This is a genomic window from uncultured Modestobacter sp., assembly GCF_947486615.1.
In the GTDB taxonomy this organism is placed as follows: Bacteria; Actinomycetota; Actinomycetes; order Mycobacteriales; family Geodermatophilaceae; genus Modestobacter.
Window position 1 is genome coordinate 122,814 of sequence record NZ_CANKUD010000008.1, and the last position, 24,335, is coordinate 147,148.

Genomic DNA, 24,335 nt, shown 5'->3' on the forward strand with positions numbered 1-24,335 from the left:
CAGAGCCGAGGGGTCAGGCCTCCGGGACCTCGGCGAGGACGACGTCGACGCGCAGCGGGGCGTCTCCGGCGACGACGGTGAGCGACTGGATCCGGCCGGCGTCCACGAGGTCGCGGCGGGCGGCCTCGACCAGCGGCACCTGCGCCTCCGGGGCGTGCACCGTGGCCGTGGCGACGTCGGCGCGCATCGACTGCTTGGCCTCCGACTTCGCCTTGCGCACCGCCGCGAGGGCCTCGGCGGCCACCGTGGGCACCGCCCGGTCGCCGCCGGCCGGCAGCTCGCTCGCGGTCGGCCACAGCGCGCGGTGCACCGAGCCGGTCTGCCACCAGGACCAGACCTCCTCGGTGACGAAGGGCAGCACCGGCGCGAGCAGCCGCAGCTGCACCGACAGGGCCAGCGCCAGCGTGGCCTGCGCCGAGGCGGCGGCCGCGTCGGACTGGTACGCCCGGGTCTTCACCAGCTCCACGTAGTCGTCGCAGAACGACCAGAAGAACGACTCGGTGACCTCGAGCGCCCGGGTGTAGTTGTAGGCCTCCATCGCCGCGGTGGCCTCGTCGACCACCTGGGCCAGCGAGGCGAGCAGCCCCCGGTCGATCGGCTCGGTGACCGCGTCGGCCGAGAGGTCGGTGGAGGCACCGAGGCCGAGCACGAACTTGCCGATGTTGAGCACCTTCATCGCCAGCCGGCGGCCGACCTTCATCTGCGCCTCGTCGAACGGCGAGTCGGCACCCGGGCGGGCACCGGCCGCGCGCCAGCGCACCGCGTCGGTGCCGTACCGCTCCAGCACGTCGATCGGGGTGGTCGCGTTGCCCTTGGACTTCGACATCTTCTTGCGGTCGGGGTCGACCACGAAGCCGGAGATGGTGGCGTGGGTGAACGGCACCGAGCCGTGCTCGAAGTGCGCCCGGACGACGGTGGAGAACAGCCAGGTGCGGATGATGTCGTGCGCCTGCGGCCGCTGGTCCATCGGGAAGACGTGCGCGAACAGCTCCGGGTCGGTCTCCCAGCCCGAGGCCACCTGGGGCGACAGCGACGAGGTCGCCCAGGTGTCCATCACGTCGGGGTCGGCCATGAAGCCGCCCGGCTTGCCGCGCTGGTCGGCGGTGAAGCCCTCGGGGACGTCGGAGGACGGGTCGACCGGCAGCGCCGACTCCGGCGCCAGGATCGGCGCGGAGTAGTCGGGCTCGCCCTCGGCGTCGAGGGAGTACCAGACCGGGAACGGCACGCCGAAGAACCGCTGCCGGCTGATCAGCCAGTCGCCGTTGAGGCCCTCGACCCAGTTCTCGTAGCGGTGCCGCATGTGCTCGGGCACCCACTGGATCTCCCGGCCACGCTCCAGCAGCGCCTCGCGCAGGTCGCCGTCCCGGCCGCCGTTGCGGATGTACCACTGCCGGGTGGTGACGATCTCCAGCGGGCGCTCGCCCTTCTCGAAGAACTTCACCGGGTGGGTGATCGGCTTGGGGTCACCGACCAGGTCACCGGACTCACGGAGCAGCTCGACGATCCGCTGCTGCGCGCTGAACGAGGTCTTGCCGGCGAGCTCGGCGTACACGTCGGCGGGCACCCCGGCCGGGGGTTCGGCGACGAACCGGCCGTCCCAGCCGATGACGGGGCGGGTGGGCAGCTGCAGCTCGCGCCACCAGGTGACGTCGTTGAGGTCGCCGAAGGTGCAGATCATCGCGATGCCCGAGCCCTTGCCCGGTTCGGCCAGCCGGTGCGCGACCACGGGCACCTCGACGCCGAACAGGGGAGTGGTGACCGTCTTCCCGAACAACGGCTGGTAGCGCTCGTCGTCCGGGTGCGCGACCAGCGCGACGCAGGCCGGCAGCAGCTCGGGCCGGGTGGTCTCGATGAAGACCGGGTCGCCGGAAGGGCCGGCGAAGCCGATCCGGTGGTAGGCGCCGGGTCGCTCCCGGTCCTCCAGCTCGGCCTGGGCGACGGCGGTGCGGAAGGTGACGTCCCAGAGGGTCGGCGCCTCCTGGGCGTAGGCCTCACCGCGGGCCAGGTTGTGCAGGAACATCTTCTGCGCGGTGGCCCGGGAGGACTCCGAGATGGTCCGGTAGACGTTGGTCCAGTCGACCGACAGGCCGACCCGGCGCCACAGCTCCTCGAACGCGGCCTCGTCGACGGCGGTCAGCCGCTCGCACAGCTCGACGAAGTTGCGCCGGGAGATCGGCTGCTGGTCCTTGCCCGGCTTCTCCGGTGGCTCGAACGAGTCGTCGTAGGGCAGCGAGGGGTCGCAGCGCACCCCGTAGTAGTTCTGCACCCGGCGCTCGGTCGGCAGGCCGTTGTCGTCCCAGCCCATCGGGTAGAAGACGTGCTTGCCGCGCATCCGCTGGTAGCGGGCGACGATGTCGGTGTGGGTGTAGCTGAACACGTGGCCCACGTGCAGCGAGCCGCTCGCGGTGGGCGGCGGGGTGTCGATCGCGTAGGTCTGGGCGCGGGGGGCGGACAGCGCGGCGTCGCGGTCGAAGGCGTACGTGTCGCCCTCGGCCCAGCGGGCCACCCACTTGGCCTCCAGCCCGTCGATCGAGGGCTTCTCGGGTACGCCGCCGGTGCTCCCCGGGGGAGTGCTGTCCAGGGATCGGGTGTCGGCAACCATGACTGGCATCCTAAGAGCGATGAGCACCTCCCTTTCCCGTGACCTGGCCCGGGTCGAGCAGGCGCTCCTGGCGCGCTGGCCGGAGACCCGGCTCGAGCCGTCCCTCACCCGCATCTCCGCCCTCGTCGACCTGCTGGGTTCGCCGCACCGCGCCATGCCGGTCGTCCAGGTCACCGGCACCAACGGCAAGACGACGACGGCGCGCATGATCGACGAGCTGCTGCGCGGCTTCGGCCTGCGGGTCGGTCGGTTCACCAGCCCGCACCTGGAGTCGATGCGCGAGCGGATCGTGCTCGACGGCGAGCCGCTGCCGGCCGAGCGCTTCGTCGAGGTCTACGACGACATCGCGCCCTACGTGCAGATGGTCGACGCCGGCAGCGACGTCCCGATGAGCTTCTTCGAGGTGATGGTGGCGATGGCCTACGCCGCCTTCGCCGAGGCGCCGGTCGACGTCGCGGTCATCGAGGTCGGCATGGGCGGCACCTGGGACGCCACCAACGTCGCCGACGCCCGGGTCGCCGTGGTCACCCCGGTCTCGCTGGACCACGCCGAGTACCTCGGCCCGGACGTCGCCACGATCGCCACCGAGAAGGCCGGGATCATCAAGCCGGCGGCCGCGGACGCCGTGCTGCCCGACGGGCGCCCGGACGGCGGCGTCGTCGCGGTGCTGGCCCACCAGCCGGCCGGCGCGCTGGAGGCGCTGGTGCGGCGGGCGATCGAGGTCGACGCGACCGTGGCCCGCGAGGGCACCGAGTTCGGCGTGCTGGAGCGCCGGGTCGCCGTCGGCGGCCAGCAGGTGCGGCTGCAGGGCCTGGGCGGGGAGTACGACGAGGTCTACCTGCCGCTGTTCGGCGCGCACCAGGCGCAGAACGCGGCGGTCGCGCTGGCCGCGGTCGAGGCGTTCCTCGGGGCCGGAGCGGCCACCGGCGTGGTCGCCCAGGACGTCGTCCGGGAGTCCTTCGCCGCCGTGCGGTCGCCCGGCCGGCTGGAGCGGGTGCGCAGCTCGCCGGCCGTGCTGGTCGACGCCGCGCACAACCCCGCCGGCATGCGGGCCACCGTCGAGGCCGTCCGCGAGTCCTTCGACTTCACCCGGCTGGTCGGGGTCGTCGGCTGCGTCCAGGGCAAGGACGTCAGCGGCATGCTCGCCGAGCTCGAGCCGCTGTGCGCCGAGCTGGTGGTCACCCAGAGCAGCTCGCCGCGCGCGATCCCGGCCGACGAGCTGGGCGCGCTCGCGGTCGACGTGTTCGGCGCCGACCGGGTCAGCGTGCACCCGCGGCTCACCGAGGCCATCGAGTCGGCGATCGAGCTGGCCGAGGCCGGCCCGGACGACGCCCTCGGCGGGTCGGGCGTGCTGGTGACCGGCAGCGTGATCACGGCAGGGGAGGCCCGCGCCCTGCTGGGCGGGAAGACGCGATGACCGCTCCCGACCCGGTGCGCGCCGGGAAGGCCCTGGGCGGCGCGGCGGCGGCGATCCTGCTGCTGGAGGGGATCGCCGTCCTGTTCGTGCCGCGGGGCATCGCGCAGAGCGGCGACGGGCTGACCGGCTTCCGGCTGGGCTACCTGATCGTGCTGGCGGTGCTGCTGATCCTGGCCAGCGGGGTGCAGCGCCGGCCGCAGGGGTTGCTGATCGGCAGCGTGCTGCAGGTGCCGCTGCTGATCACCGGGTTGTTCAGCTCGGCCATGTGGCTGGTCGGCGGGGTCTTCGTGCTGATCTGGCTCTACCTGCTCCAGGTGCGCAAGGACCTGCTGGGCTCGCCCCTCGGCCCGCCGCCGGCCGCACCCCCGCCTGCCGCTGAGTGACGGCGGCTCCGCCGGCTCATCCGATCGGGGGGTCCGCGGTGCGCTCGGCTGCACCGGCGGGCGAGGCTTGCCGAACTCCCCAGCAGTGACGCACGGACGCGTCGCGCGGAGAGCCGAGGGACAGGAGGACGGCGATGAGTGACCACAGCCGCTGCTGCGCCGGACACCACGACGGCAAGCCCAGGAAGCGCTCAGGCCAGGACGTCGACCCGGCCATCCCGCTGGCGGGGCCGATCAGCACGACGATCGTCTCCTACGCCGCGCGGGTCCGGCACCGGGTGGGCGAGGACGCCGTGGACCGGCACGCCCGCGAGCTGCACGCCCGGGCCAGCTACGACTGCTGGAACGGGCTCAGCGAGAAGGACCAGGAGCTCTGGCGGCACATGGCCCGCCTCGACCTGACCCGCTGAACCACGGCCCCGCGGCGGGGCCGTGGTCACGCCGCGGAGGCGTCCCCGAGCTGGCCCCGGAGCCGGTCACTGTCGGTGCCCACCTGCTGGAGCACCCGCACGACCACCGGGTCGCCGACCGTCAGCAGTCCGGCGAGCACCGCCCCGGTGTCGATGGCCCGGGCACGACGGCGCAGCCTCGAGCGGAGCACGTGCCGCAGTGCCTCCTCCAGGGCGCGCTTGCTGCCGTCGGCGAAGGGGATGTGCCCGGCCGGCTCGCGGCTCCCGCGGTCCAGGGCACCGGCCCCGAAGGCGGACTCGGCGGCGGCGCGCACCTGGTCGAGGTCGATGCCCACGGCGGCCAGCGCATCGGCGTCCAGCGCACCGTTCGAGCGGGCCAGGGCCGACTCGACGGATCCGAGGTCGACGCCGGTCGCCCGCAGCACCTGGCCCCCTCTACCGGGGTCGGCGGTCAGGGCCAGCAGGAGGTGCACCGGCTCGATCCGCGCGGCGTGCAGCCAGCGGGCCTGCACCTGGGCCATGACGACGACCTGGCGGGCCTCTCGGGTGAAACGCTCGAACACGTCAGCGGTCCCTTCGCGAGGTTGCGTGCTTCTTGTGGACGGCCTGCCTGCTGACGCCGAGGGCGTCGGCGATCTGCTGCCACGACCAGCCGCGCGCCCGGGCGTTGCCGACCTGGAGCACCTCGAGCCGGTCGGCGAGGTCGCGCAGGGCGCGGATGGCGCGCAGCCCGGTGTCCGGGTCGTCGGCCGCGGCGGCGGTGGTGACGTCGGTGGGAGAGGCCATGCCGTCAACGTAGGTTGACGGGTGCGGGCTGTCAACCGGAGTTGACACGGGTGGTCCCGTACGCTCCCGGCCGTGTCTGCACCCACTGCTGAGCGTTCGCTGGTCCTGGTCAAGCCCGATGGTGTCGCCCGTGGCCTGGTCGGCCAGGTCGTCGCCCGACTGGAGGCCAAGGGCCTGCGCCTGGTCGCCGCCGAGCTGCGCACCCTGACCACCGAGGTCGCCGAGGAGCACTACGCCGAGCACCGCGAGCGGCCGTTCTTCGGCTCGCTGGTCGAGTTCATCACCAGCGCACCGCTGCTCGCGCTGGTCGTCGAGGGCCCGCGGGCCATCGAGGCCTTCCGCGCGCTGGCCGGCGCCACCGACCCGGTGAAGGCCGCCCCCGGCACGATCCGCGGCGACTTCGCCCTGGAGGTCCAGTCGAACATCGTGCACGGCTCGGACTCGCCCGAGTCCGCCGCGCGCGAGATCGCGCTCTTCTTCCCCCAGCTGGGCTGACGCCCCGGCGGTCACGTCGGCGTACCCGGCGCGTCGGCCACCCCGACGCCTCCGGCGGCCATGTTCGCCGACATGGCCGCCGGGGCGGGCGGCTACCCTGGGCGGGTCATGACTGTCGAGTCCCTGTACCCCCGTCTCGAGCCGCTGCTCGCCCAGGTGGCGAAGCCGATCCAGTACGTCGGTGGAGAGCTCAACGCCCAGATCAAGCCGTGGGACGACGTCGCCGTCCACTGGGCGCTGATGTACCCCGACGCCTATGAGGTCGGGCTGCCCAACCAGGGCCTCATGATCCTGTACGAGGTGCTCAACGAGCGCCCGGACGCCCTGGCCGAGCGCACCTACGCCGTCTGGCCGGACCTCGCCGGGCTGATGCGCGAGCACGGCGTCGGCCAGTTCACCGTCGACGCCCACCGCCCGGTGCGCGAGTTCGACCTGCTGGGCGTCAGCTTCGCCACCGAGCTGGGCTACACCAACCTGCTCGAGGCCCTCGACCTCGCCGGCGTCCCGCTGCACGCGGTCGACCGCGACGAGAGCCACCCGGTGGTCGTCGCCGGCGGGCACGCCGCTTTCAACCCCGAGCCGGTCAGCGACTTCGTCGACTGTGCCGTGCTCGGCGACGGTGAGCAGGTCGTCGGTGACATCACCGACGTGGTCGCCGCCTGGAAGGAGCAGGGCCGCCCCGGCGGGCGCGTGGAGCTGCTGGCCCGGCTCGCCCGGGTCGAGGGCGTCTACGTGCCCCGCTTCTACGCCGTCACGTACGGCGCGGACGGCACGATCGCCGAGGTGCTCCGCACCCGGGACGACGTCCCGCCGCGGGTCGGCAAGCGAACCGTGATGGACCTCGACGAGTGGCCCTACCCGAAGCAGCCGCTGGTGCCGCTGGCGGAGAGCGTGCACGAGCGGATGAGCGTGGAGATCTTCCGCGGCTGCACCCGGGGTTGCCGGTTCTGCCAGGCCGGGATGATCACCCGCCCGGTGCGCGAGCGGACGATCACCGGCATCGGCTCGATGGTCGACGCCGGGCTCAAGGCCACCGGTTACGAGGAGGTGGGCCTGCTCTCGCTGAGCAGCGCCGACCACTCCGAGATCGGCCAGCTGGCCAAGGAGCTCGCCGACCGGTACGAGGGCACCAACACCGGCCTCTCGCTCCCGTCCACCCGCGTCGACGCGTTCAACGTGACGCTGGCCAACGAGCTCTCCCGCAACGGCCGCCGCTCCGGCTTGACCTTCGCCCCCGAGGGCGGCAGCGAGCGGATCCGCCGGGTGATCAACAAGACCGTGTCCAAGGAGGACCTGGTCCGCACGGTCACCACGGCCTACGCCAACGGCTGGCGGCAGGTGAAGCTCTACTTCATGTGCGGCCTGCCCACCGAGACCGACGAGGACGTGCTGGAGATCGCCGAGCTGGCGGTCGAGGTCATCCGCGCCGGCCGGGAGGCCAGCGGCAGCAAGGACATCCGCTGCACCGTCTCCATCGGTGGCTTCGTGCCCAAGCCGCACACCCCGTTCCAGTGGGCCGCGCAGGCGAGTGCGGAGACGATCGACCACCGGCTGCGGATCCTGCGTGAGGCGATCAACGCCGACCGCCGGATCGGCCGCTCGATCGGACTGCGGTACCACGACGGCAAGCCCGGCGTGATCGAGGGACTGCTGTCCCGCGGCGACCGCCGGGTCGGCCGGGTCATCGAGCGGGTCTGGCGCGACGGCGGGCACTTCGACGGCTGGAGCGAGCACTTCAGCTTCCAGCGGTGGACGACGGCCGCCGCCGAGGAGCTGGCCGCGTTCGGCCTGGACCTGGACTGGTACACCACCCGGGAGCGCACCGAGCACGAGGTGCTGCCCTGGGACCACCTGGACTCCGGGCTGGACAAGGAGTGGCTCTGGGACGACTGGCAGGACGCGATCAGCGAGGACGAGGTCGGCGACTGCCGCTGGACCGGCTGCTACGACTGCGGTGTCTGCCCGACGATGGGCACCGAGATCCAGATCGGCCCCACCGGACGCAGCCTGATCCCGCTGTCGGTGGTGGGGGCGCGCCCGCAGGTCGACGTGGACGTCGACGCGGCGGCGACCGACCCCGTCCACACGCACTGATGGCCCGCCAGCCCGACGGGCCCCCGCCGCCGCCCACCGTCCAGAAGCTCCGGCTGCGCTACACCAAGCGCGGGCCGCTGCGGTTCGCCTCGCACCGCGACCTGGCGCGGGCGCTGGAGCGGGCGTTGCGCCGCGCCCAGGTGCCGATGGCGTTCTCCGCCGGCTTCAGCCCGCACCCGAAGATCTCCTACATGGGGGCCGCGCCGACCGGTGCGGCCTCCGAGGCGGAGTACTTCGAGATCGGGCTCTCCCAGCGTCGCGACCCGGAGCAGGTGCGGGCCGCCCTGGACGCCTCGCTCCCGCCGGGGATCGACGTGCTGGAGTGCGTCGAGGCGGGGGAGGGGACCGGCTCGCTGGCCGACCGGCTCGACGCCACCCGCTGGCGGATCGACCTGCCCGGGGTGGACGGCGACGAGCTGGCCCGGGCCGTGCAGGCCCTGCTGGCGGCCGAGACGGTGACGGTCACCAAGCGCACCAAGAACGGCACCCGGGACGTCGACGCACGGGCCGCGGTGGTCAGCGCAGCCGTGGCCGTGGAGGCAGGTTGTGCCATACTGCACGTGGTCGTACGTCAGCTCACGCCGACAGTGCGACCGGACGACGTGATGGCCGCTCTGGCTGCCGTCGCCGACCTGCGCCCGCCGTTGCCCGTGAGGGCCGTGCGTGAGGCGCAGGGCCGGCTCGACGACAGCGGTGACGTCGCCGATCCGCTCGGACCCGACCGTGCGGTGCGCTCCTGCTGCCAGGAGGAGCGCGCGCAGGTCTGATCCAGCGGAGCCGGAGGCCGGGCGCTCGTCGCCTGCGACACGTCTGCCAGCCGTGGCGCACCTGCACCGCCCTGTCTTCGCTCCATCGCAGTCTTGAGCTCCACCGCACTCTTCGCTCCACCGCACCCTTCGATCCACTGCACCACCCGCGTACAGCACGCAGCACCACCGGGCCCCAGCCGCACCGGCCGGGGCGCGCACCCAGACTTCGCGGGCCGGGCACAACTGCCGCGCAGCGGCCGCCCGACCCGCCCAACCCCGTTCCTGCGCGGCCGCCAGTCGGAGACGATCGGCGCCCGGGAACGCACAGGAGGCGAGCCCTTCGTGGCCGACCGCATCGACAGTGACAGCAGCGACACCACCGCGACCGGGGACGTGACCGCGGGAGCTCCGGACCCCGCCGAGCTGCTCGGGGCACCCCCCGTCGAGGAGGCCCCCGAGGGGCAGGACCCGGAGGCCGCCCCCGAGGAGGACGAGGAGACCCTCACCGGTCTCGCGGCCGAGGAGGCCCCGTCCGCCCCCGAGCCCGAGCCTGAGCCCGAGCTGCCCCGCTTCGGGGCCCAGTTCAGCTCCCCGGAGCCCACCACCGTCACCGCCCGCCCGCGGCGCCGGGCCACCCGGCCGGCCCTGGCCGCGGACCCCGACTCCGTGGCACCGCCGGCGCCGGTCGCCCCGACCGCCCCCGCCTTCGTGTCCTTCGTGGCCCCCGAGGCCGACGTCGTACCGCCCCGCCGGCGCAGCCGCCGGGCAGTGGCGGAGTCGCCCGCCGAGCCCACGGACGCCGTGACCCCGCCCGCGGAGCAGGGCCGGGACGACCGGGACGACGAGCAGGGCCCGCCGCGCCGGTCCCGGAGCCGTCGCCGTGCCGCCGCCGAGGACGCACCGGCTTCCGACCCCGAGGCCGAGGACACCGACACCGACACCGACGAGCGGGACTCCGAGGACACCGACGACCGGGACGGTGAGGAGGGCGCCTCGGGCAGCCGCCGCCGTCGCCGCGGCCGCCGTGGCCGCGGCCGCGGCCGCACGGGCGAGGACGCCACCGACACCGAGGACGACACCGACGGCCCGGCCGAGTCCGACGCCGGCACCGCCGACGAGCCGGACGAGTCCGGCGACGCGGAGGGCGGGTCCGACGAGGAGGACGACGCCACCGAGGGCGGCTCCGGCTCCAGCACCCGCCGCCGGCGGCGCCGTCGTCGCCGGGGCAGCAGCGCCGAGGCCGGCAGCGACGAGAGCACCGAGGACGCCGACGACCGGCCGGAGCGGGCGGGCCGCAACGGCCGTACCTCCAGCGACGACGACGTCCGTGGGGTGGCCGGTTCCACCCGGCTGGAGGCCAAGCGCCAGCGCCGCCGCGAGGGCCGGGACGGCGGTCGCCGCCGCGCGCCGATCCTGTCCGAGTCGGAGTTCCTGGCCCGCCGCGAGGCCGTCGACCGCGCCATGGTCATCCGGCAGCAGGGCGAGCGCACCCAGATCGCCGTCCTCGAGGACGACGTCCTGGTCGAGCACTACGTCACCCAGGCGCAGGCGACGTCCTTCGCCGGCAACGTCTACCTCGGCCGGGTGCAGAACGTGCTGCCCAGCATGGAGGCGGCCTTCATCGACATCGGCAAGGGCCGCAACGCCGTCCTGTACGCCGGTGAGGTCAACTGGGACGCCGCCGGGCTGTCCGGCAAGTCCCGCTCCATCGAGACCGCGCTCAAGTCCGGTGACAAGGTCCTGGTCCAGGTGACCAAGGACCCGATCGGTCACAAGGGCGCCCGGCTGACCCAGCAGGTCAACCTGCCCGGCCGCTTCCTGGTCTACGTGCCCGGTGGCTCGATGACCGGGATCAGCCGGAAGCTGCCGGACAAGGAGCGCACCCGGCTCAAGGACATCCTCAAGAAGATCGTCCCCGAGGACGCCGGCGTGATCATCCGGACCGCGGCGGAGGGCGCCTCGGAGGAGGAACTCACCCGCGACGTGGCCCGGCTGCAGGCGCAGTGGGAGGTCATCCAGACCAAGGCGTCCTCGACCAGCAACGCGCCGACGCTGCTCTACGGCGAGCCGGACCTGGCGATCCGGGTCATCCGCGACGTGTTCAACGAGGACTTCAAGCGGCTGGTCGTGCAGGGGGACGCCGCCTGGGACACGGTCGAGGCCTACGTCGCGCACGTCTCCCCGGAGCTGTCGCAGCGGCTGCAGCGCTACACCGGCACCGGCGACGTCTTCCGCGACCTGCGGATCGACGAGCAGCTGATGAAGGCCCTGGACCGCAAGGTCTGGCTGCCCTCGGGCGGCTCGCTGGTCATCGACCGCACCGAGGCCATGACCGTCGTCGACGTCAACACCGGCAAGTTCGTCGGTTCGGGCGGCAACCTCGAGCAGACGGTCACCCGGAACAACATCGAGGCCGCCGAGGAGATCGTCCGCCAGCTCCGGCTGCGGGACATCGGCGGGATCATCGTCATCGACTTCATCGACATGGTCCTGGAGAGCAACCGCGACCTCGTGCTGCGGCGGCTCACCGAGTGCCTGGGCCGGGACCGCACCAAGCACCAGGTCGCCGAGGTCACCTCGCTGGGCCTGGTGCAGATGACCCGCAAGCGGGTCGGCCAGGGCCTGCTCGAGGTCTTCTCCGAGCCGTGCGAGCACTGCCGCGGTCGCGGCGTGCTGGTGCAGATCGACCCGGTCGACGACAAGAAGCGCTCCGGCGGCAACGGCGGCGGCAACGGTGGTGGCCGGAACCGCGGGAGCCAGGAGCCCGGCAACGGCTCCGCCAAGGACTCGGGCAAGGACTCGGGCGACGGCTCCGCCAACGAGTCGGGCAACGGTTCCGCCAAGGACGCGGGCAACGGGTCCGGCAAGGACGCGGGCAACGGTTCCGCCAAGGACGCGGGCAACGGTTCCGCCAAGGACGCGGGCAACGGGTCCGGCCGGAACGCGGGGCCGGCGGACGAGGGCACGAGGGACGCCGGACCCGTCGCGTCGACCGTGGGCGCCGGCAACCGCCGCGGCGGTGCCGTCGAGGACGCCGTGGCGGCCGACGAGGCGCCGCAGGAGCGCGGCTCGCGCAGCAGTCGTCGCCGTGGCGGGCGTTCCGACGCCCGCGCCGGTGGGACGGCGACCGACAGGACTCCGGCCGACACGACTCCGGCCGACGCGGCCCCGGCCGACGAGGTGATGGCCGTCGCGGACGGCGCCGGCGCACCGGCCGCCGAGCCGGCGGGTGCGGGGGAGTCCTCGCGCCGGGTCGACCCGGCCGCCGGCTGGGACGTCGCCGACGCCATGGCCCTGCAGGGCAGCGCGGTCGGCACCGCGCCGGCGCCGGAGGACGCGGTCGAGCCGACCGAGGAGCCCGGGGACGCCACCGCGAGCGGCCGCGGCCGCAGCCGTGGTCGGGGACGTCGTGGGCGCGGGCAGTCCGCCGAGGCCCGGGCCGCGGCCGAGGACGCCACCGGCGCCGACGAGACGGTGACCGAGCAGCCGGAGACGGCCGTGGCCGGGCAGCCGGAGCCGGCAGGAGCAGAGGCTCTGGAGTCCACGACCTCGGAGTCCGCGACCCCGGACACGCTGCTGGCCACCGCGGTCTCCGAGGCCGAGGCGCCGTCCGGTGCGCCGGCCCCGGTGGAGCCGGAGGCACCGGAGCCGGCCGTCGTCGTGGCGCCGCAGCCGGTCGCCGAGCCGGTGACCGAGGACGCACCGCCGGTGGCCCGGCCGCGGCGGCGCCGGGCGGCGTCGCGGCCGGCCGGTCCGCCGGCCTCCTGACCGGCCCGCCGCCGGTCACGCCGGCCCCCGATGGCGGGGGCCGGCAGACAGACCACGTTCGACCCGCGCTCGGGGACTCGGGTACGCTGGACGGGTTGCTGCACCACGGGCAGTGCACTCCGGTGCCGCCTGGCCGGCGCTAGCAGCTCGTCCAGCACCTCGGCCCTCGTGGCGGTCGTGCGCGCAGGACACAGTGCTGGACACATGGAACCGATCGAGGAGTCAGTGGTGTACGCAGTCGTCAAGGCCGGTGGAGCGCAGCACAAGGTGGGTGTCGGTGACACGTTCACCATCAACCGCCTGAGCGGGGTGGCCGGTGACACCGTCACCCTCCCGGCAATCCTGCTGGTGGACGGCGACACCGTCACCGCCGATGCGCAGACGCTCGCCGGGGTGACCGTGACCGGCGAGATCGTCGAGCACGGCAAGGGCCCGAAGATCCACATCCACAAGTTCAAGAACAAGACGGGCTACCACAAGCGCCAGGGGCACCGTCAGCCCCTGACCAGCGTCGTGGTCCGCGACATCACGAAGGGCTGACGACATGGCACACAAGAAGGGCGCATCGTCGTCCCGCAACGGTCGCGACTCGAACGCCCAGCGCCTGGGCGTGAAGCGCTTCGGTGGCCAGGTCGTCAAGGCCGGCGAGATCATCGTCCGCCAGCGCGGCACCCACTTCCACCCGGGTCTGGGCGTCGGCCGCGGCAAGGACGACACGCTGTTCGCGCTCGTCCCCGGCTCGGTGACCTTCGGGTTCCGCCGCGGTCGTCGCGAGGTCGCGATCTCGGCCGTCCCGGCCCGCGAGACCGTCTCCGCGTAAGGCTCTTCGGCCCCGTTCAGAGGCTCGGCCCGAGGAACGAGGGCTGAGGGGAACGGGGTCCTTCAACTGAGGGGTGGCGGCGCCGGACTCCGGCGCCGCCACCCGTTTCCCTTTCCGGACAGTTCGGCCGTAACGCAGAGAGGCGGCGATCATGGCCGCTTTCGTCGACCGCGTGACGGTCCACGTGTCAGCAGGCAAGGGTGCGAACGGGGTCAGCTCCGTACACCGCGAGAAGTTCAAGCCGCTCGGTGGCCCCGACGGGGGCAACGGCGGTGACGGCGGCGACGTCGTCCTGCAGGTCGACCCCAGCGCGCACACGCTGCTGGACTTCCACCACCGTCCCCACCAGCGGGCCGGCAACGGCAGGCAGGCGGCCGGGGACTACCGCAACGGCGGCCGCGGCGAGGACCTCGTCCTCCGCGTCCCCTCCGGCACGGTGGTCAGCGTCGACGGTCAGGTCGTCGCCGACCTCGTCGGCGCCGGCGCCCGCCTGGTCCTGGCGCACGGCGGCAAGGGCGGGCTCGGCAACGCCGCGCTGGCCAACGCCCGGCGCAAGGCCCCCGGCTTCGCCCTGCTCGGCGAGCCGGGCGAGGCGGTCGACGCCGTGCTGGAGCTCAAGAGCATCGCCGACGTCGGCCTGGTCGGGTACCCCTCGGCCGGGAAGTCCTCGCTGGTCGCCGCCATGTCCGCGGCCCGGCCGAAGATCGCCGACTACCCGTTCACCACGCTGGTCCCGCAGCTGGGTGTGATCCGCTCCGGCGACGTCGTCTACACGATGGCCGACGTCCCCGGGCTCATCCCCGGCGCCTCGGTGGGCAAGGGCCTGGGCCTGGAGTTCCTCCGGCACGTCGAGCGCTGCGCCGTCCTGGTGCACGTCGTCGACATGGCCACGATGGAGCCCGGGCGCGACCCGGAGACCGACATCGACGCCCTCGAGCACGAGCTGCGCGAGTACGGCGGCGAGGAGCTGGACCTGGTCGGCCGGCTGCGGATCGCCGTACTCAACAAGATCGACGTGCCGGACGGCCGTGAGCTGGTCGACCTGGTGCGCGGCGCCCTGGAGGCGCGCGGTCTGCGGGTCTTCGCGATCAGCGCGGCCACCGGCGAGGGGCTCACCGAACTCGGCTACGCACTCGCCGCGGCGGTGGCGGAGCACCGGGCCTCGCTCCCGGAGATCCCGGCCGCGCCGATCACCATCGCGCCCCGCGCGGTGGACGACGGCGGCTTCAGCGTCGAGCCCGACCCCCGCACCGACGGCTGGCTGGTGCGCGGTGCCCGGCCCGAGCGGTGGATCCGGCAGACCGACTTCAGCAACGACGAGGCCGTGGGCTACCTGGCCGACCGGCTCAACCGGCTCGGCGTCGAGGAGGAGCTGGCCAAGGCCGGTGCCGTCCCCGGCGACGCGGTCACCGTCGGCGACGTCACCTTCGACTGGGAGCCGACCCTGCCGGCGGGCACGCTCACCGTCGAGGAGACCGCCGGTCTGGGCGGGCGGGGCACGGACGCCCGGCTGGACACGAACACCCGGCTGTCGGCCGAGGACCGGCTGGCGGCCAAGAAGGCCCGCCGACTGCCCTACGAGGTCGCCGAGGGCGACGGTTGGGTGGACGCCGACCTGCTCGACGACGCCGACCGGTGAGCGCCCGCGCGGAGGTGGCCACCGCGCACCGCGTGGTGGTCAAGGTCGGGTCCTCCTCGCTCACCACCCTGCCCGGCGGCCTGGACGAGGCGCGGTTGCGGGCGCTGGTCGACGTCCTCGGTGCACTGCGCGCCGCCGGCCGGCAGGTCGTGCTCGTCTCCTCCGGGGCCATCGCCGCCGGGCTGGCGCCGTTGGCGCTCACCGGCCGTCCCCGTGACCTGGCCACCGCGCAGGCCGCGGCCAGCGTCGGGCAGCTGCGGCTGGTGCAGACCTACGCCGACGCCTTCGCCGCGCACGGCGTGACCGTCGGGCAGGTGCTGCTCACCGCCGACGACCTGACCCGGCGCAGCCACTACCGCAACGCCCAGCAGACAATCGAGCGGCTGCTGGCCCTCGGGGTGCTGCCGATCGTCAACGAGAACGACACGGTCGCCACCGAGGAGATCCGGTTCGGCGACAACGACCGGCTGGCCGCCCTGGTCGCGCACGTCGCGGTGGCCGACGCCCTGGTGCTGCTCTCCGACGTGGACGGCGTCTACGACGGCGATCCGCGCACCGGCCCGGCGCAGCTGATCGACACGGTGCACGGCCCCGACGACCTGGCCGCCGTCACCCTCGGCTCGGCCAGCCGCAACGGGGTGGGCACCGGGGGCATGGCGACCAAGGTCGAGGCTGCGCTGATCGCCTCGGGCGCCGGCGTCCCCGTCGTCGTGACCTCCACCCCGCAGGCCGCGGCTGCGCTGGCGGGGGAGCGGGTGGGCACGCTGTTCGCCCCGACCGGCCGCCGCCCCTCTGCCCGGCAGTTCTGGCTGCGCTACGCCAGCCGCCCGCGCGGCCGCCTGCTGCTCGACGACGGAGCGGTGCGCGCGGTGCGCGACCGGCACGCCTCGCTGCTGGCCGCCGGGATCACCGGGGTGACGGGTGAGTTCCTCGCCGACGACCCGGTGGAGCTGGTCGGCCCGGACGGCGTCGTCGTCGCCCGGGGCCTGGTCGGCTACGACGCCCGGGAGCTGCCCGAGCTGCTGGGCCGCAAGACCGGGGACCTGGACCCGGAACACCGGCGCGAGGTGGTGCACCGCGACGAGATGGTGCTCGTCGGCCGCCGCACCCGCGGCTGAGAGGATCACCCGGTGACCGTTCGTCCCATCCGCGAGATCGGCGACCCGGTGCTGCGCACTCCGGCCGACCCGATCCGCGCTTTCGACACCGACCTCGCCGCGCTCGTCCGCGACCTGGAGGAGACCGTCGACCACCCCGGCCGGGCCGGGGTCGCGGCCACCCAGATCGGCGTGGGCCTGCGCGTCTTCTCCTACAACGTGGACGGCGTCATCGGGCACATGGTGAACCCGGTGATCGCCGAGCGTTCCGAGGAGACCCAGGACGACGACGAGGGCTGCCTGTCCATCCCCGGCCTCTACGCGCCGACGGTGCGGGCGATGCACTGTGTGGCCGAGGGCTTCGACGTGCACGGCGAGCCGTTGCGGATCGAGGGCAGCGGCCTGATGGCGCGCTGCCTGCAGCACGAGGTCGACCACCTGGACGGCAAGCTCTTCGTCGACCGGCTGACCGGCGAGGCCCGCAAGCGGGTGCTCCGGGCGCTCCGCAGCTGATCGATGGCGGGCGTGGCACCGGACCAGGCCTGGCTCGCGCCGGTCACGCTGACCGGTGAGCTGGTCACCCTCCAGCCGCTCGCGGCCGAGCACGTGGGTGCGCTGGCGACCGCCGCGTCCGACGGCCGGTTGTGGGATCTCTGGTACACCTCGGTGCCCACGCCGCAGGGCATGGCTGCCGACGTCGCGGCCAAGATCGCCCAGCGGGACGCCGGCACGATGCTGCCCTTCGCCGTCCGGCGCAACGACACCGGCGCCGTGGTCGGGGTGACCACCTACTGCAACGTCGACGCCGAGACGCCGCGGCTGGAGATCGGCTACACCTGGACCGCGGCGTCCGCGCAGCGCACCGGGGTCAACGCCGAGAGCAAGCTGCTGCTGCTCGGCCACGCCTTCGACGTGCTCGGCTGCCTCGCGGTCGAGTTCCGCACCCACTGGCACAACCAGCAGTCCCGGACGGCGATCGCCCGGCTGGGCGCCAAGCAGGACGGTGTGCTGCGCAACCACCGCCGGCAGCCCGACGGGTCGCTCCGGGACACCGTGGTCTTCTCGATCCTGGACACCGAGTGGCCGGCGGTGCGCGCCGGCCTGCGCTCCCGGCTGGCCCGGCACGCCGGCTGAGACCGACCGGCGGCCTGCTCGGGGCAGGCTCCGGCGTGGGGGCCGCGCGTAACCTCGACGCGTGTCCGACGCCGACCTCCCGCTCATCGGGGCCGCCGCGACCCGCGCCCGTGCGGCCGCCCGCGTGCTGCGCACCCTGCCCACCGAGACCAAGGACGCCGCGCTCACCGCGATGGCCGACGCGCTGCTGGAGCGGGCCGACGAGGTGCTGGCCGCCAACGCCGCCGACGTCGAGGCCGCTGCCGCCGAGGGCACCGCCGAATCGGTGCTGGACCGGCTGCGGCTGGACCCCACCCGGCTGGCCGCGGTGGCCGACGCGCTGCGGCACCTGGTGTCGCTGCCCGACCCGGTCGGTGACGTCGTCCGCGGGTCGACGCTGGCCAACGGGCTGCAGCTGCGGCAGGTGCGGGTGCCGCTCGGCGTGGTCGGCATCGTCTACGAGGCGCGGCCGAACGTGACCGTCGACGCCGCCGGGCTGTGCCTGAAGAGCGGCAACGCGGCGCTGCTGCGCGGGTCGGCCTCGGCGCACCGCACCAACACCGCGCTGGTCGCCGTGCTGACCGAGGCGGCGGAGAAGGCCGGGCTGCCGGCCGGGTCGATCGCGCTGCTGCCCGCCGACCGGGCGTCGGTCGGCGAGCTGCTGAACGCCCGCGGCCTGGTCGACGTGGTCATCCCGCGTGGCGGCGCGTCGCTGATCTCCCGGGTGGTCCGCGAGTCGACGGTGCCGGTGATCGAGACCGGGGTCGGCAACTGCCACGTCTACGTCGATGCCTCCGCCGATCCGGCGATGGCCGAGGCGATCGTGCTGAACGCCAAGACCTCCCGGGTCAGCGTGTGCAACTCCGCGGAGACGCTGCTGGTGCACCGGGACGTCGCGTTCCTGCCCCGGCTGCTGGCGGCGCTGGCCGAGGCGGGGGTCACCCTGCACGGCGACGAGGCCGCCCGCGCCGCCCTTGAGGGCGTCGTCCCGGCCACCGACGAGGACTGGGCGACCGAGTACCTGTCGCTGGACCTGGCGGTGCGGGTGGTCGACGACCTGCCCGCCGCGCTGGACCACATCAGCCGGTGGGGGAGCGGGCACAGCGAGGCGATCGTCGCCGACTCCGCGCGGGCGATCGCCGAGTTCACCGCCGGCGTCGACGCCGCCGCCGTGCTGGTCAACGCCTCGACCCGGTTCACCGACGGCGGGGAGTTCGGCTTCGGCGCCGAGATCGGCATCTCCACCCAGAAGCTGCACGCCCGCGGCCCGCTCGGGTTGCCGGAGCTCACCTCCACCACCTACGTCGTCACCGGCAGCGGCCACACCCGCTGACCCCGTCACGCCCGCTCAACGAGGAGCCGCATGTCCCGCACGCCCACGCACGCCGCCCAGTTCGCCGACGTCGCGGACGTGACGACGCGGCTGTCGGCCGCGGGGTACCTGCCCGACCACCAGATCGCCACGACGGTGTTCCTGGCCGACCGGCTGGGCAAGCCGCTGCTGGTCGAGGGCCCGGCCGGGGTCGGCAAGACCGAGCTGGCCAAGGCGATGGCCACCGCGACGGGTGCCGAGCTGATCCGGCTGCAGTGCTACGAGGGGCTGGACGAGGCCCGGGCGCTGTACGAGTGGAACTACAAGAAGCAGCTGCTGCGGATCTCCGCCGCGGGCACCGGCGGCGCCGACTGGGACACGGTGCACGACGACGTCTTCGGTGAGGAGTTCCTGCTCGCCCGCCCGCTGCTGACCGCCATCCGGCGCACCGAGCCCACCGTGCTGCTGATCGACGAGACCGACAAGGCCGACGTCGAGGTGGAGGGCCTGCTGCTGGAGGTGCTCAGCGACTTCCAGGTGACCATCCCCGAGCTGGGCACGATCACCGCCGTCCGCCGGCCGATGGTGGTGCTCACCTCCAACGCCACCCGCGAGCTGTCCGAGGCGCTCAAGCGGCGCTGCCTGTACCTGGCGCTGGACTACCCGAGTGCGGAGCGGGAGCGGGAGATCGTGCTCTCCCGGGTGCCCGACCTCGCCCCGGGCCTGGCCGACCAGCTGGTGCGCACGGTGCGGGCGCTGCGGGCACTGGAGCTGAAGAAGTCGCCGTCGATCTCCGAGACGCTGGACTGGGCGCAGACCCTGCTGGCGCTCGGGCTGGACACCCTGGACGAGCAGGCGATGCGCTCGACGCTGGGCGTGGTGCTCAAGCACGCCAGCGACCAGGCCCGCGCCGCGGCCGAGCTGCGGCTGAACTGATGTCCGGGCCGTCGCCGCAGCCGCGCGGCCCGGCCGTGCCCGGGGGGCTGGCCGGGCACCTGGACGGTTTCGTCCGTGCGGTGCGCGAGGCCGGCGTCCCGGTCGGGATCAGCCAGGCGGTGGACGCCGCCGAGGTGCTCACCGTGGTCGACCTGCTCGACCGGGAGCAGCTGCGGCACGGGCTGGCCGCGGTGCTGCTCCGGCGGGCCGCGCAACGGGAGGCCTACGACGTCCTGTTCGACCTGTGGTGGCCGCTGACCGACCGCCCGGCCCACGCTCCGGACGGCCAGGACGAGCCCGAGGACGCCGACGGCGAGGACGGCGGGGACCCCGACGGGCCGCTGCCGGTGGGCGACCCGGGTGCGCTCGCCGAGGCGATGCGCGCCGAGCTGCTGCGCCTGCTGCTGGACGGCGACGAGGAGGCGCTGCGCCGGTTCGCCCGGCTCGCGGTGGACCGGCTGGGGGCGGGTACGCCCACGGCGTCGGGGCAGTCGTTCTTCAGCTACCGCGTGCTGCGCGCGCTCTCGCCGGACACCCTGGTCGCCCAGCTGCTCGCCGGGATGCTGGGCTCGGCGGACCGCGGTGGCCTGGCCGAGCAGGTGGCCCGGTCGACGGCCAAGGAGCGGATCGCGGCGTTCCGGACGGCGGTGGAGGCCGAGGTGCGGCGCCGGACCGCGGCGGAGAAGGGGCGGGACAAGGTCGCCCGCAACGCCGTCCGGCCGCTGGCCGACCAGGTCGACTTCCTGCGGGCGCAGCAGGCCGACCTGGCCGAGCTGCGGCGCACGGTCGCCCCGCTCGCCCGGCGGCTGGCCGCCAAGCTGTCCGCCCGGCGGCGGCTGGGGCGGGCCGGGCGGCTGGACTTCCGGCGCACCGTGCGGGCCTCGCTGGCCACCGGGGGCATGCCACTGGTCACCCACCACCGGCCGCGCGCGGTGCACAAGCCCGAGCTGGTCGTGCTGTGCGACGTCAGCGGGTCGGTCGCCGGCTTCAGCCACTTCACGCTGATGCTCACCCAGGCGCTCCGCGAGCACTTCAGCGGCGTCCGGGCGTTCGCGTTCGTCGACACCACCGACGAGGTGTCCCGCTTCTTCGCCCCCGGCGCCGACGTGGTCGACGCGATCGCCCGGATCGGGCGGGAGGCCGGCGTGGTCGGCTTCGACGGGCACAGCGACTACGGCAACTCCCTGGAGGTGTTCGCCGAGCGGTGGCCGGCCGCGGTCGGACCGAAGACGTCGCTGCTGGTCCTCGGGGACGGCCGCACCAACTACCGGCACCCCGGGCTGCCGACGTTGGCCGACCTGGTGCACCGCTCCCGGACCGCGCACTGGCTCAACCCGGAGCCCCGCCGGCTGTGGGGGAGCGGTGACTCCGCGGCCGACCAGTACCGGCAGGTGATCCCCATGGTGGAGGTGCGCACGGCCGCCCAGTTGGCCGACTTCGTCACCACCCTCTGAGGGCCGGCGGGGCGTCGGAGTCCCCTGCGGCCGACGGTCGGAGGACCGGCCGTGGCGGAGCCGGGCTAGGCTCGGTCGGTGGCAGGACGTCGACTCGGGGTGATGGGCGGGACCTTCGACCCCGTGCACCACGGTCACCTGGTCGCCGCCAGCGAGGTCGCCGGCAGGTTCGGGCTCGACGAGGTCGTGTTCGTGCCGACCGGTCAGCCGTGGCAGAAGTCCGAGCGCGGGGTGAGCCCGGCGGAGGACCGCTACCTCATGACGGTGATCGCTACCGCCTCCAACCCGCGGTTCTCGGTGAGCCGGGTCGACATCGACCGGGGCGGCCCGACCTACACGATCGACACCCTGAACGACCTGCGCCGGGAGCACCCCGACGCGGAGCTCTTCTTCATCACCGGCGCCGACGCCCTCGCCCAGATCGTGGGCTGGCGGGAGACCGACAAGCTCTTCCACCTGGCCCACTTCGTCGGCGTCACCCGGCCCGGGTACCAGCTGGCAGACGCCGAGCTGCCGCAGGGCGCGGTCAGCCTGGTGGAGGTGCCCGCGCTGGCGATCAGCTCCACCGACTGCCGTGACCGGGTCCGCCGGGGGCGGCCGGTCTGGTACCTGGTGCCCGACGGCGTGGTGCAGTACATCGAGAAGCGCGGGCTCTACCACCCCGGCGCCGCCGGTCCCGACGAGCTGCTCCCCGGCACCGGGGTCCGCGTCCACGGCACGCCCGACCGGACGACGAGCGCCGGCACGCCCGCCACCCCAGTCCCGTTCGAGTCGGGCAGGCCCACCCTGCCCGACGACCCAGCCCCCGGGGACGGCACGTCCCCCGACCTGCAGGAGATGCCCCGATGACCGCCTCGGCCGAGGCCCGCGAGACCGCGCTGATCGCAGCGCAGGCCGCCGCCGACAAACTGGCCACCGACGTCTCGATCGTCGACGTCAGCGATCGACTGGCGATCACCGACGCCTTCGTCCTCACCTCCGCCCCCAGCGAGCGTCAGGTGGCGGCGATCGTCGACGCCGTGGAGGAGCAGCTGCGCGAGCACGGCGTGAAGCCGGTGCGCCGTGAGGGCGTCGCAGAGGGGCGCTGGGTGCTGCTGGACTTCGTGGACGTCGTCGTGCACGTGCAGCACGCCGAGGAGCGGGCCTACTACGCCCTCGAGCGGCTGTGGAAGGACTGCCCGGTCATCCCCTTCACCGATGCGGCAGCCCCACCATCGGCCGGGACGACGACCGGCGCCGCTGACCAGTCCGGCGTCGCCGAGGCGACGGGCGCCGCCGAGGCGACCGTCGCTGCCGACGCGTCCGGCGAGGGCCGGTCCGACGACCCGGAGCAGGGCGAGTCCGACCGGTGACCGACGGCGCTGGCGACCCGCCGGTGCGCCGCCTGCTCGTCTGGCGGCACGGGCGGACCGAGTGGAACGCCGGTGGCCGGTTCCAGGGCCAGCTCGACCCGCCCCTGGACGACGAGGGTCGGGCCCAGGCGGCGCGGACCGCGCCGGTGCTGGCCGGCCTGCTGCGCGGCGAGGAGGTGCTGCTGGTCTCCAGTGACCTGCAGCGGGCCGTGGACACCGCGGGCGCGCTCGCGCCGTTCCTGGGCGTGCCGCTGCAGGTCGACGAGCGGCTGCGGGAGCACGGACTCGGCAGCTGGGAGGGGCTGACCCGCGACGAGGTGGCCGAGCGGCACCCCGAGCAGTACGCGGACTGGATGGCCGGCCGTCCGGTGCCGGGGCGCGGCGGCGAGGCTCAGGCCGACGTCGCCGCCCGGGCGCTCGCCGCGGTCGCCGCACTCCCGCCCGCGGACGTCGCCGTCCTGGTGACCCACGGAGGCACGGCGGGTCGGCTGCTGGAGGCGCTGCTGGGCATCGGCCCGGAGCACCGCCGGCTGTTCGGGCCGCTGGGCAACTGCCACTGGAGCGAACTGTCCTTCCAGGCCTCGGGGTGGCGGCTGATGCGGCACAACGTGTCGGTGCCCGTCCCGGTCGAGGGCGGCCGGTGGGCGACCGGCGACCGGGGCCCGTTCCCCGGGCCGTCCGGCACGGACGTGCCCGACGCCCCGCCGTCGGGCGCCACCCCGGATGAGGCCCCGCCGGCGACCCTGACCGACGCCGACGCCGCGGGCTGACCGCCGCCGTCGTCGTCCGCGTCACCGACCTCGCGGCCAGTCCGACCGACCCCGCGCCCTGTCCGTCTAACCTCTCGCCATGTCCGTCGCCGTGGTCACCGACTCGACGGCCTACCTGCCGGCCGAGGTCGTGGACACGCTGGGCATCGAGGTCGTGCCGCTCTACGTCGTGCTGGCCGGGCGGTCGGGCCGGGAGGGCGGCGACGTCACCTCTGCAGAGGTGGCCCGGTCGCTGGGGGTGCGCGGCGGCCACGTCTCCACCTCCCGGCCGACGCCGGGTGACTTCGTCGCGGTCTACCGCCGGCTGCTGGACGGTGGTGCCGAGCGGGTCGTGTCGGTGCACCTGTCGGGCGAGCTGTCGGGCACGTGGGACGCGGCCCGGGTCGCCGCCGGCCAGGTCGGCGAGCACCTGGTGACCGTGCTGGACTCCCGGTCCGCGGCGATGGGCACCGGGTTCGCGGTGCTCGCCGCGGCGCGTGCGGCGGCCGACGGCGCCGGGGCCGGGGACGTGGCGACGGCGGCCCGGGACACGGCCGCGGCGACCCGCACGTTCTTCGTGGTCGACACCCTGGAGCACCTCCGGCGGGGTGGTCGGATCGGCGCGGCCGCCGCGTTGCTGGGCAGCGCCCTGGCGGTCAAGCCGGTGCTGCACGTGACCGACGGCCACGTGGTCGCCCTGGAGAAGGTGCGGACCTCCGCCCGAGCGGTCAACCGGCTGGTCCAGCGGGCGGTGGACGTCGCGGGTGACGGTGCCGTCGCCGCGGCCGTGCACCACCTCGCCGCACCCGAGCGGGCCCAACGGCTGGCCGACCAGCTCACGGCCCGCCTGCCGCGGCTCACCGAGCTGTACGTCAGCGAGCTGGGCGCGGCGGTGGGCGCGCACGTCGGGCCGGGCGCCGTGGGCGTGGTGATCGACCCGACGCCCCGGCCGGCAGGTACCGGGCTGCAGCCGCCGGGACCAGCCGCACCGGAGGACGGTGCACCCGAGCTGCCCGCGGACGCCCAGCCGAAGGAGTAGTCGGGGCAGCAGGCGTGGACTCGGCATCCCGGCACCCTGGCGTCGCGGCCCGAGTCGGTGCTGCCGGTCGTCCACAGCCGGAACGGTCGTCCACAGTCCCGACCGGCCGGTGCCTCCGCG

General features: G+C 74.4%; 23 protein-coding genes. 20 read left to right on the forward strand and 3 right to left on the reverse strand.

Translation table 11 applies throughout. From position 1 onward, the window contains the following. Positions 1-13: 13 nt before the first annotated feature. Positions 14-2,602: a valine--tRNA ligase gene (gene valS, locus Q1A09_RS15540; RefSeq protein ID WP_299956624.1), complete on the reverse strand. Its 2,589-nt coding sequence runs from the start codon at positions 2,600-2,602 to the stop codon at positions 14-16. A 19-nt stretch (positions 2,603-2,621) separates the two neighbouring features. Here valS and Q1A09_RS15545 point away from each other — a divergent pair, with 19 nt between their 5' ends. The 3 genes from Q1A09_RS15545 to Q1A09_RS15555 all read left to right on the forward strand — a co-directional run bounded on the left by Q1A09_RS15545 (position 2,622) and on the right by Q1A09_RS15555 (position 4,812). Beyond that, complete coding sequence (locus tag Q1A09_RS15545) at positions 2,622-4,019, forward strand: folylpolyglutamate synthase/dihydrofolate synthase family protein (RefSeq protein WP_299956627.1); 1,398 nt, start codon at positions 2,622-2,624, stop codon at positions 4,017-4,019. Continuing rightward, complete coding sequence (locus Q1A09_RS15550; protein WP_299956630.1) at positions 4,016-4,402, forward strand: DUF4233 domain-containing protein; 387 nt, start codon at positions 4,016-4,018, stop codon at positions 4,400-4,402. Before Q1A09_RS15545 ends, Q1A09_RS15550 begins: the two co-directional genes overlap by 4 nt. A 134-nt stretch (positions 4,403-4,536) precedes the next feature. After that, positions 4,537-4,812, forward strand: a complete 276-nt coding sequence (locus Q1A09_RS15555; RefSeq protein ID WP_299956633.1) for a hypothetical protein — start codon at positions 4,537-4,539, stop codon at positions 4,810-4,812. Between the two features lie 26 nt (positions 4,813-4,838). On the opposite strand, the gene Q1A09_RS15560 is transcribed toward Q1A09_RS15555, so the two are convergent. Further along, a complete protein-coding gene (locus Q1A09_RS15560; protein ID WP_299956636.1) occupies positions 4,839-5,375 on the reverse strand; it encodes a Clp protease N-terminal domain-containing protein in 537 nt (178 codons plus the stop codon). A gap of 1 nt (position 5,376) precedes the next feature. Continuing rightward, on the reverse strand, positions 5,377-5,598 hold the full coding sequence (locus Q1A09_RS15565) for a helix-turn-helix domain-containing protein (protein ID WP_222193235.1): 222 nt from the start codon (positions 5,596-5,598) through the stop codon (positions 5,377-5,379). Positions 5,599-5,670: 72 nt separating this feature from the next. Between Q1A09_RS15565 and ndk the strand changes: the two genes are divergently transcribed. The 17 genes from ndk to Q1A09_RS15650 all read left to right on the forward strand — a co-directional run bounded on the left by ndk (position 5,671) and on the right by Q1A09_RS15650 (position 24,215). Next, on the forward strand, positions 5,671-6,093 hold the full coding sequence (gene ndk, locus Q1A09_RS15570) for a nucleoside-diphosphate kinase (protein ID WP_222193236.1): 423 nt from the start codon (positions 5,671-5,673) through the stop codon (positions 6,091-6,093). Between the two features lie 108 nt (positions 6,094-6,201). Continuing rightward, positions 6,202-8,187 carry a TIGR03960 family B12-binding radical SAM protein gene (locus tag Q1A09_RS15575; protein WP_299956647.1) on the forward strand — a complete coding sequence of 662 codons (1,986 nt, stop codon included), beginning with the start codon at positions 6,202-6,204 and terminating at the stop codon, positions 8,185-8,187. After that, positions 8,187-8,954: a TIGR03936 family radical SAM-associated protein gene (locus Q1A09_RS15580; RefSeq protein WP_299956650.1), complete on the forward strand. Its 768-nt coding sequence runs from the start codon at positions 8,187-8,189 to the stop codon at positions 8,952-8,954. The genes Q1A09_RS15575 and Q1A09_RS15580 overlap by 1 nt, the downstream gene beginning before the upstream one ends. A gap of 324 nt (positions 8,955-9,278) precedes the next feature. Continuing rightward, positions 9,279-12,704, forward strand: a complete 3,426-nt coding sequence (locus Q1A09_RS15585) for an Rne/Rng family ribonuclease (RefSeq protein ID WP_299956653.1) — start codon at positions 9,279-9,281, stop codon at positions 12,702-12,704. Positions 12,705-12,932: 228 nt separating this feature from the next. Then, positions 12,933-13,244, forward strand: coding sequence for a 50S ribosomal protein L21 (gene rplU / locus Q1A09_RS15590; protein ID WP_299956941.1), 312 nt, complete (start codon positions 12,933-12,935; stop codon positions 13,242-13,244). Positions 13,245-13,248: 4 nt separating this feature from the next. Next, complete coding sequence (rpmA, locus tag Q1A09_RS15595) at positions 13,249-13,524, forward strand: 50S ribosomal protein L27 (RefSeq protein ID WP_153360664.1); 276 nt, start codon at positions 13,249-13,251, stop codon at positions 13,522-13,524. A 151-nt stretch (positions 13,525-13,675) separates the two neighbouring features. After that, positions 13,676-15,163, forward strand: coding sequence for a GTPase ObgE (obgE, locus tag Q1A09_RS15600; RefSeq protein WP_299956661.1), 1,488 nt, complete (start codon positions 13,676-13,678; stop codon positions 15,161-15,163). Next, positions 15,160-16,281 (forward strand): glutamate 5-kinase, encoded by a 1,122-nt coding sequence (proB, locus tag Q1A09_RS15605; RefSeq protein ID WP_299956664.1) that lies wholly within the window; start codon positions 15,160-15,162, stop codon positions 16,279-16,281. The genes obgE and proB overlap by 4 nt, the downstream gene beginning before the upstream one ends. Before the next feature lie 12 nt (positions 16,282-16,293). After that, positions 16,294-16,773, forward strand: coding sequence for a peptide deformylase (gene def / locus Q1A09_RS15610; RefSeq protein WP_299956667.1), 480 nt, complete (start codon positions 16,294-16,296; stop codon positions 16,771-16,773). 12 nt (positions 16,774-16,785) lie between these two features. Beyond that, the gene (locus Q1A09_RS15615; RefSeq protein WP_299956670.1) at positions 16,786-17,394 is read left to right on the forward strand and encodes a GNAT family N-acetyltransferase; all 609 of its coding nucleotides are present in this window, start codon (positions 16,786-16,788) and stop codon (positions 17,392-17,394) included. A gap of 61 nt (positions 17,395-17,455) precedes the next feature. Further along, positions 17,456-18,706, forward strand: a complete 1,251-nt coding sequence (locus tag Q1A09_RS15620) for a glutamate-5-semialdehyde dehydrogenase (protein ID WP_299956673.1) — start codon at positions 17,456-17,458, stop codon at positions 18,704-18,706. 30 nt (positions 18,707-18,736) lie between these two features. Next, positions 18,737-19,621 (forward strand): MoxR family ATPase, encoded by an 885-nt coding sequence (locus Q1A09_RS15625; RefSeq protein ID WP_299956676.1) that lies wholly within the window; start codon positions 18,737-18,739, stop codon positions 19,619-19,621. After that, a complete protein-coding gene (locus Q1A09_RS15630; protein WP_299956678.1) occupies positions 19,621-21,075 on the forward strand; it encodes a VWA domain-containing protein in 1,455 nt (484 codons plus the stop codon). The genes Q1A09_RS15625 and Q1A09_RS15630 overlap by 1 nt, the downstream gene beginning before the upstream one ends. A gap of 78 nt (positions 21,076-21,153) precedes the next feature. Then, positions 21,154-21,924, forward strand: coding sequence for a nicotinate-nucleotide adenylyltransferase (gene nadD, locus Q1A09_RS15635; RefSeq protein ID WP_299956681.1), 771 nt, complete (start codon positions 21,154-21,156; stop codon positions 21,922-21,924). Then, positions 21,921-22,427 carry a ribosome silencing factor gene (rsfS, locus tag Q1A09_RS15640; RefSeq protein ID WP_299956684.1) on the forward strand — a complete coding sequence of 169 codons (507 nt, stop codon included), beginning with the start codon at positions 21,921-21,923 and terminating at the stop codon, positions 22,425-22,427. Before nadD ends, rsfS begins: the two co-directional genes overlap by 4 nt. After that, positions 22,424-23,197: a histidine phosphatase family protein gene (locus Q1A09_RS15645; RefSeq protein WP_299956686.1), complete on the forward strand. Its 774-nt coding sequence runs from the start codon at positions 22,424-22,426 to the stop codon at positions 23,195-23,197. The genes rsfS and Q1A09_RS15645 overlap by 4 nt, the downstream gene beginning before the upstream one ends. Positions 23,198-23,276: 79 nt before the next feature. Next, the gene (locus Q1A09_RS15650; RefSeq protein WP_299956689.1) at positions 23,277-24,215 is read left to right on the forward strand and encodes a DegV family protein; all 939 of its coding nucleotides are present in this window, start codon (positions 23,277-23,279) and stop codon (positions 24,213-24,215) included. The last annotated feature ends 120 nt before the right edge of the window (positions 24,216-24,335 follow it).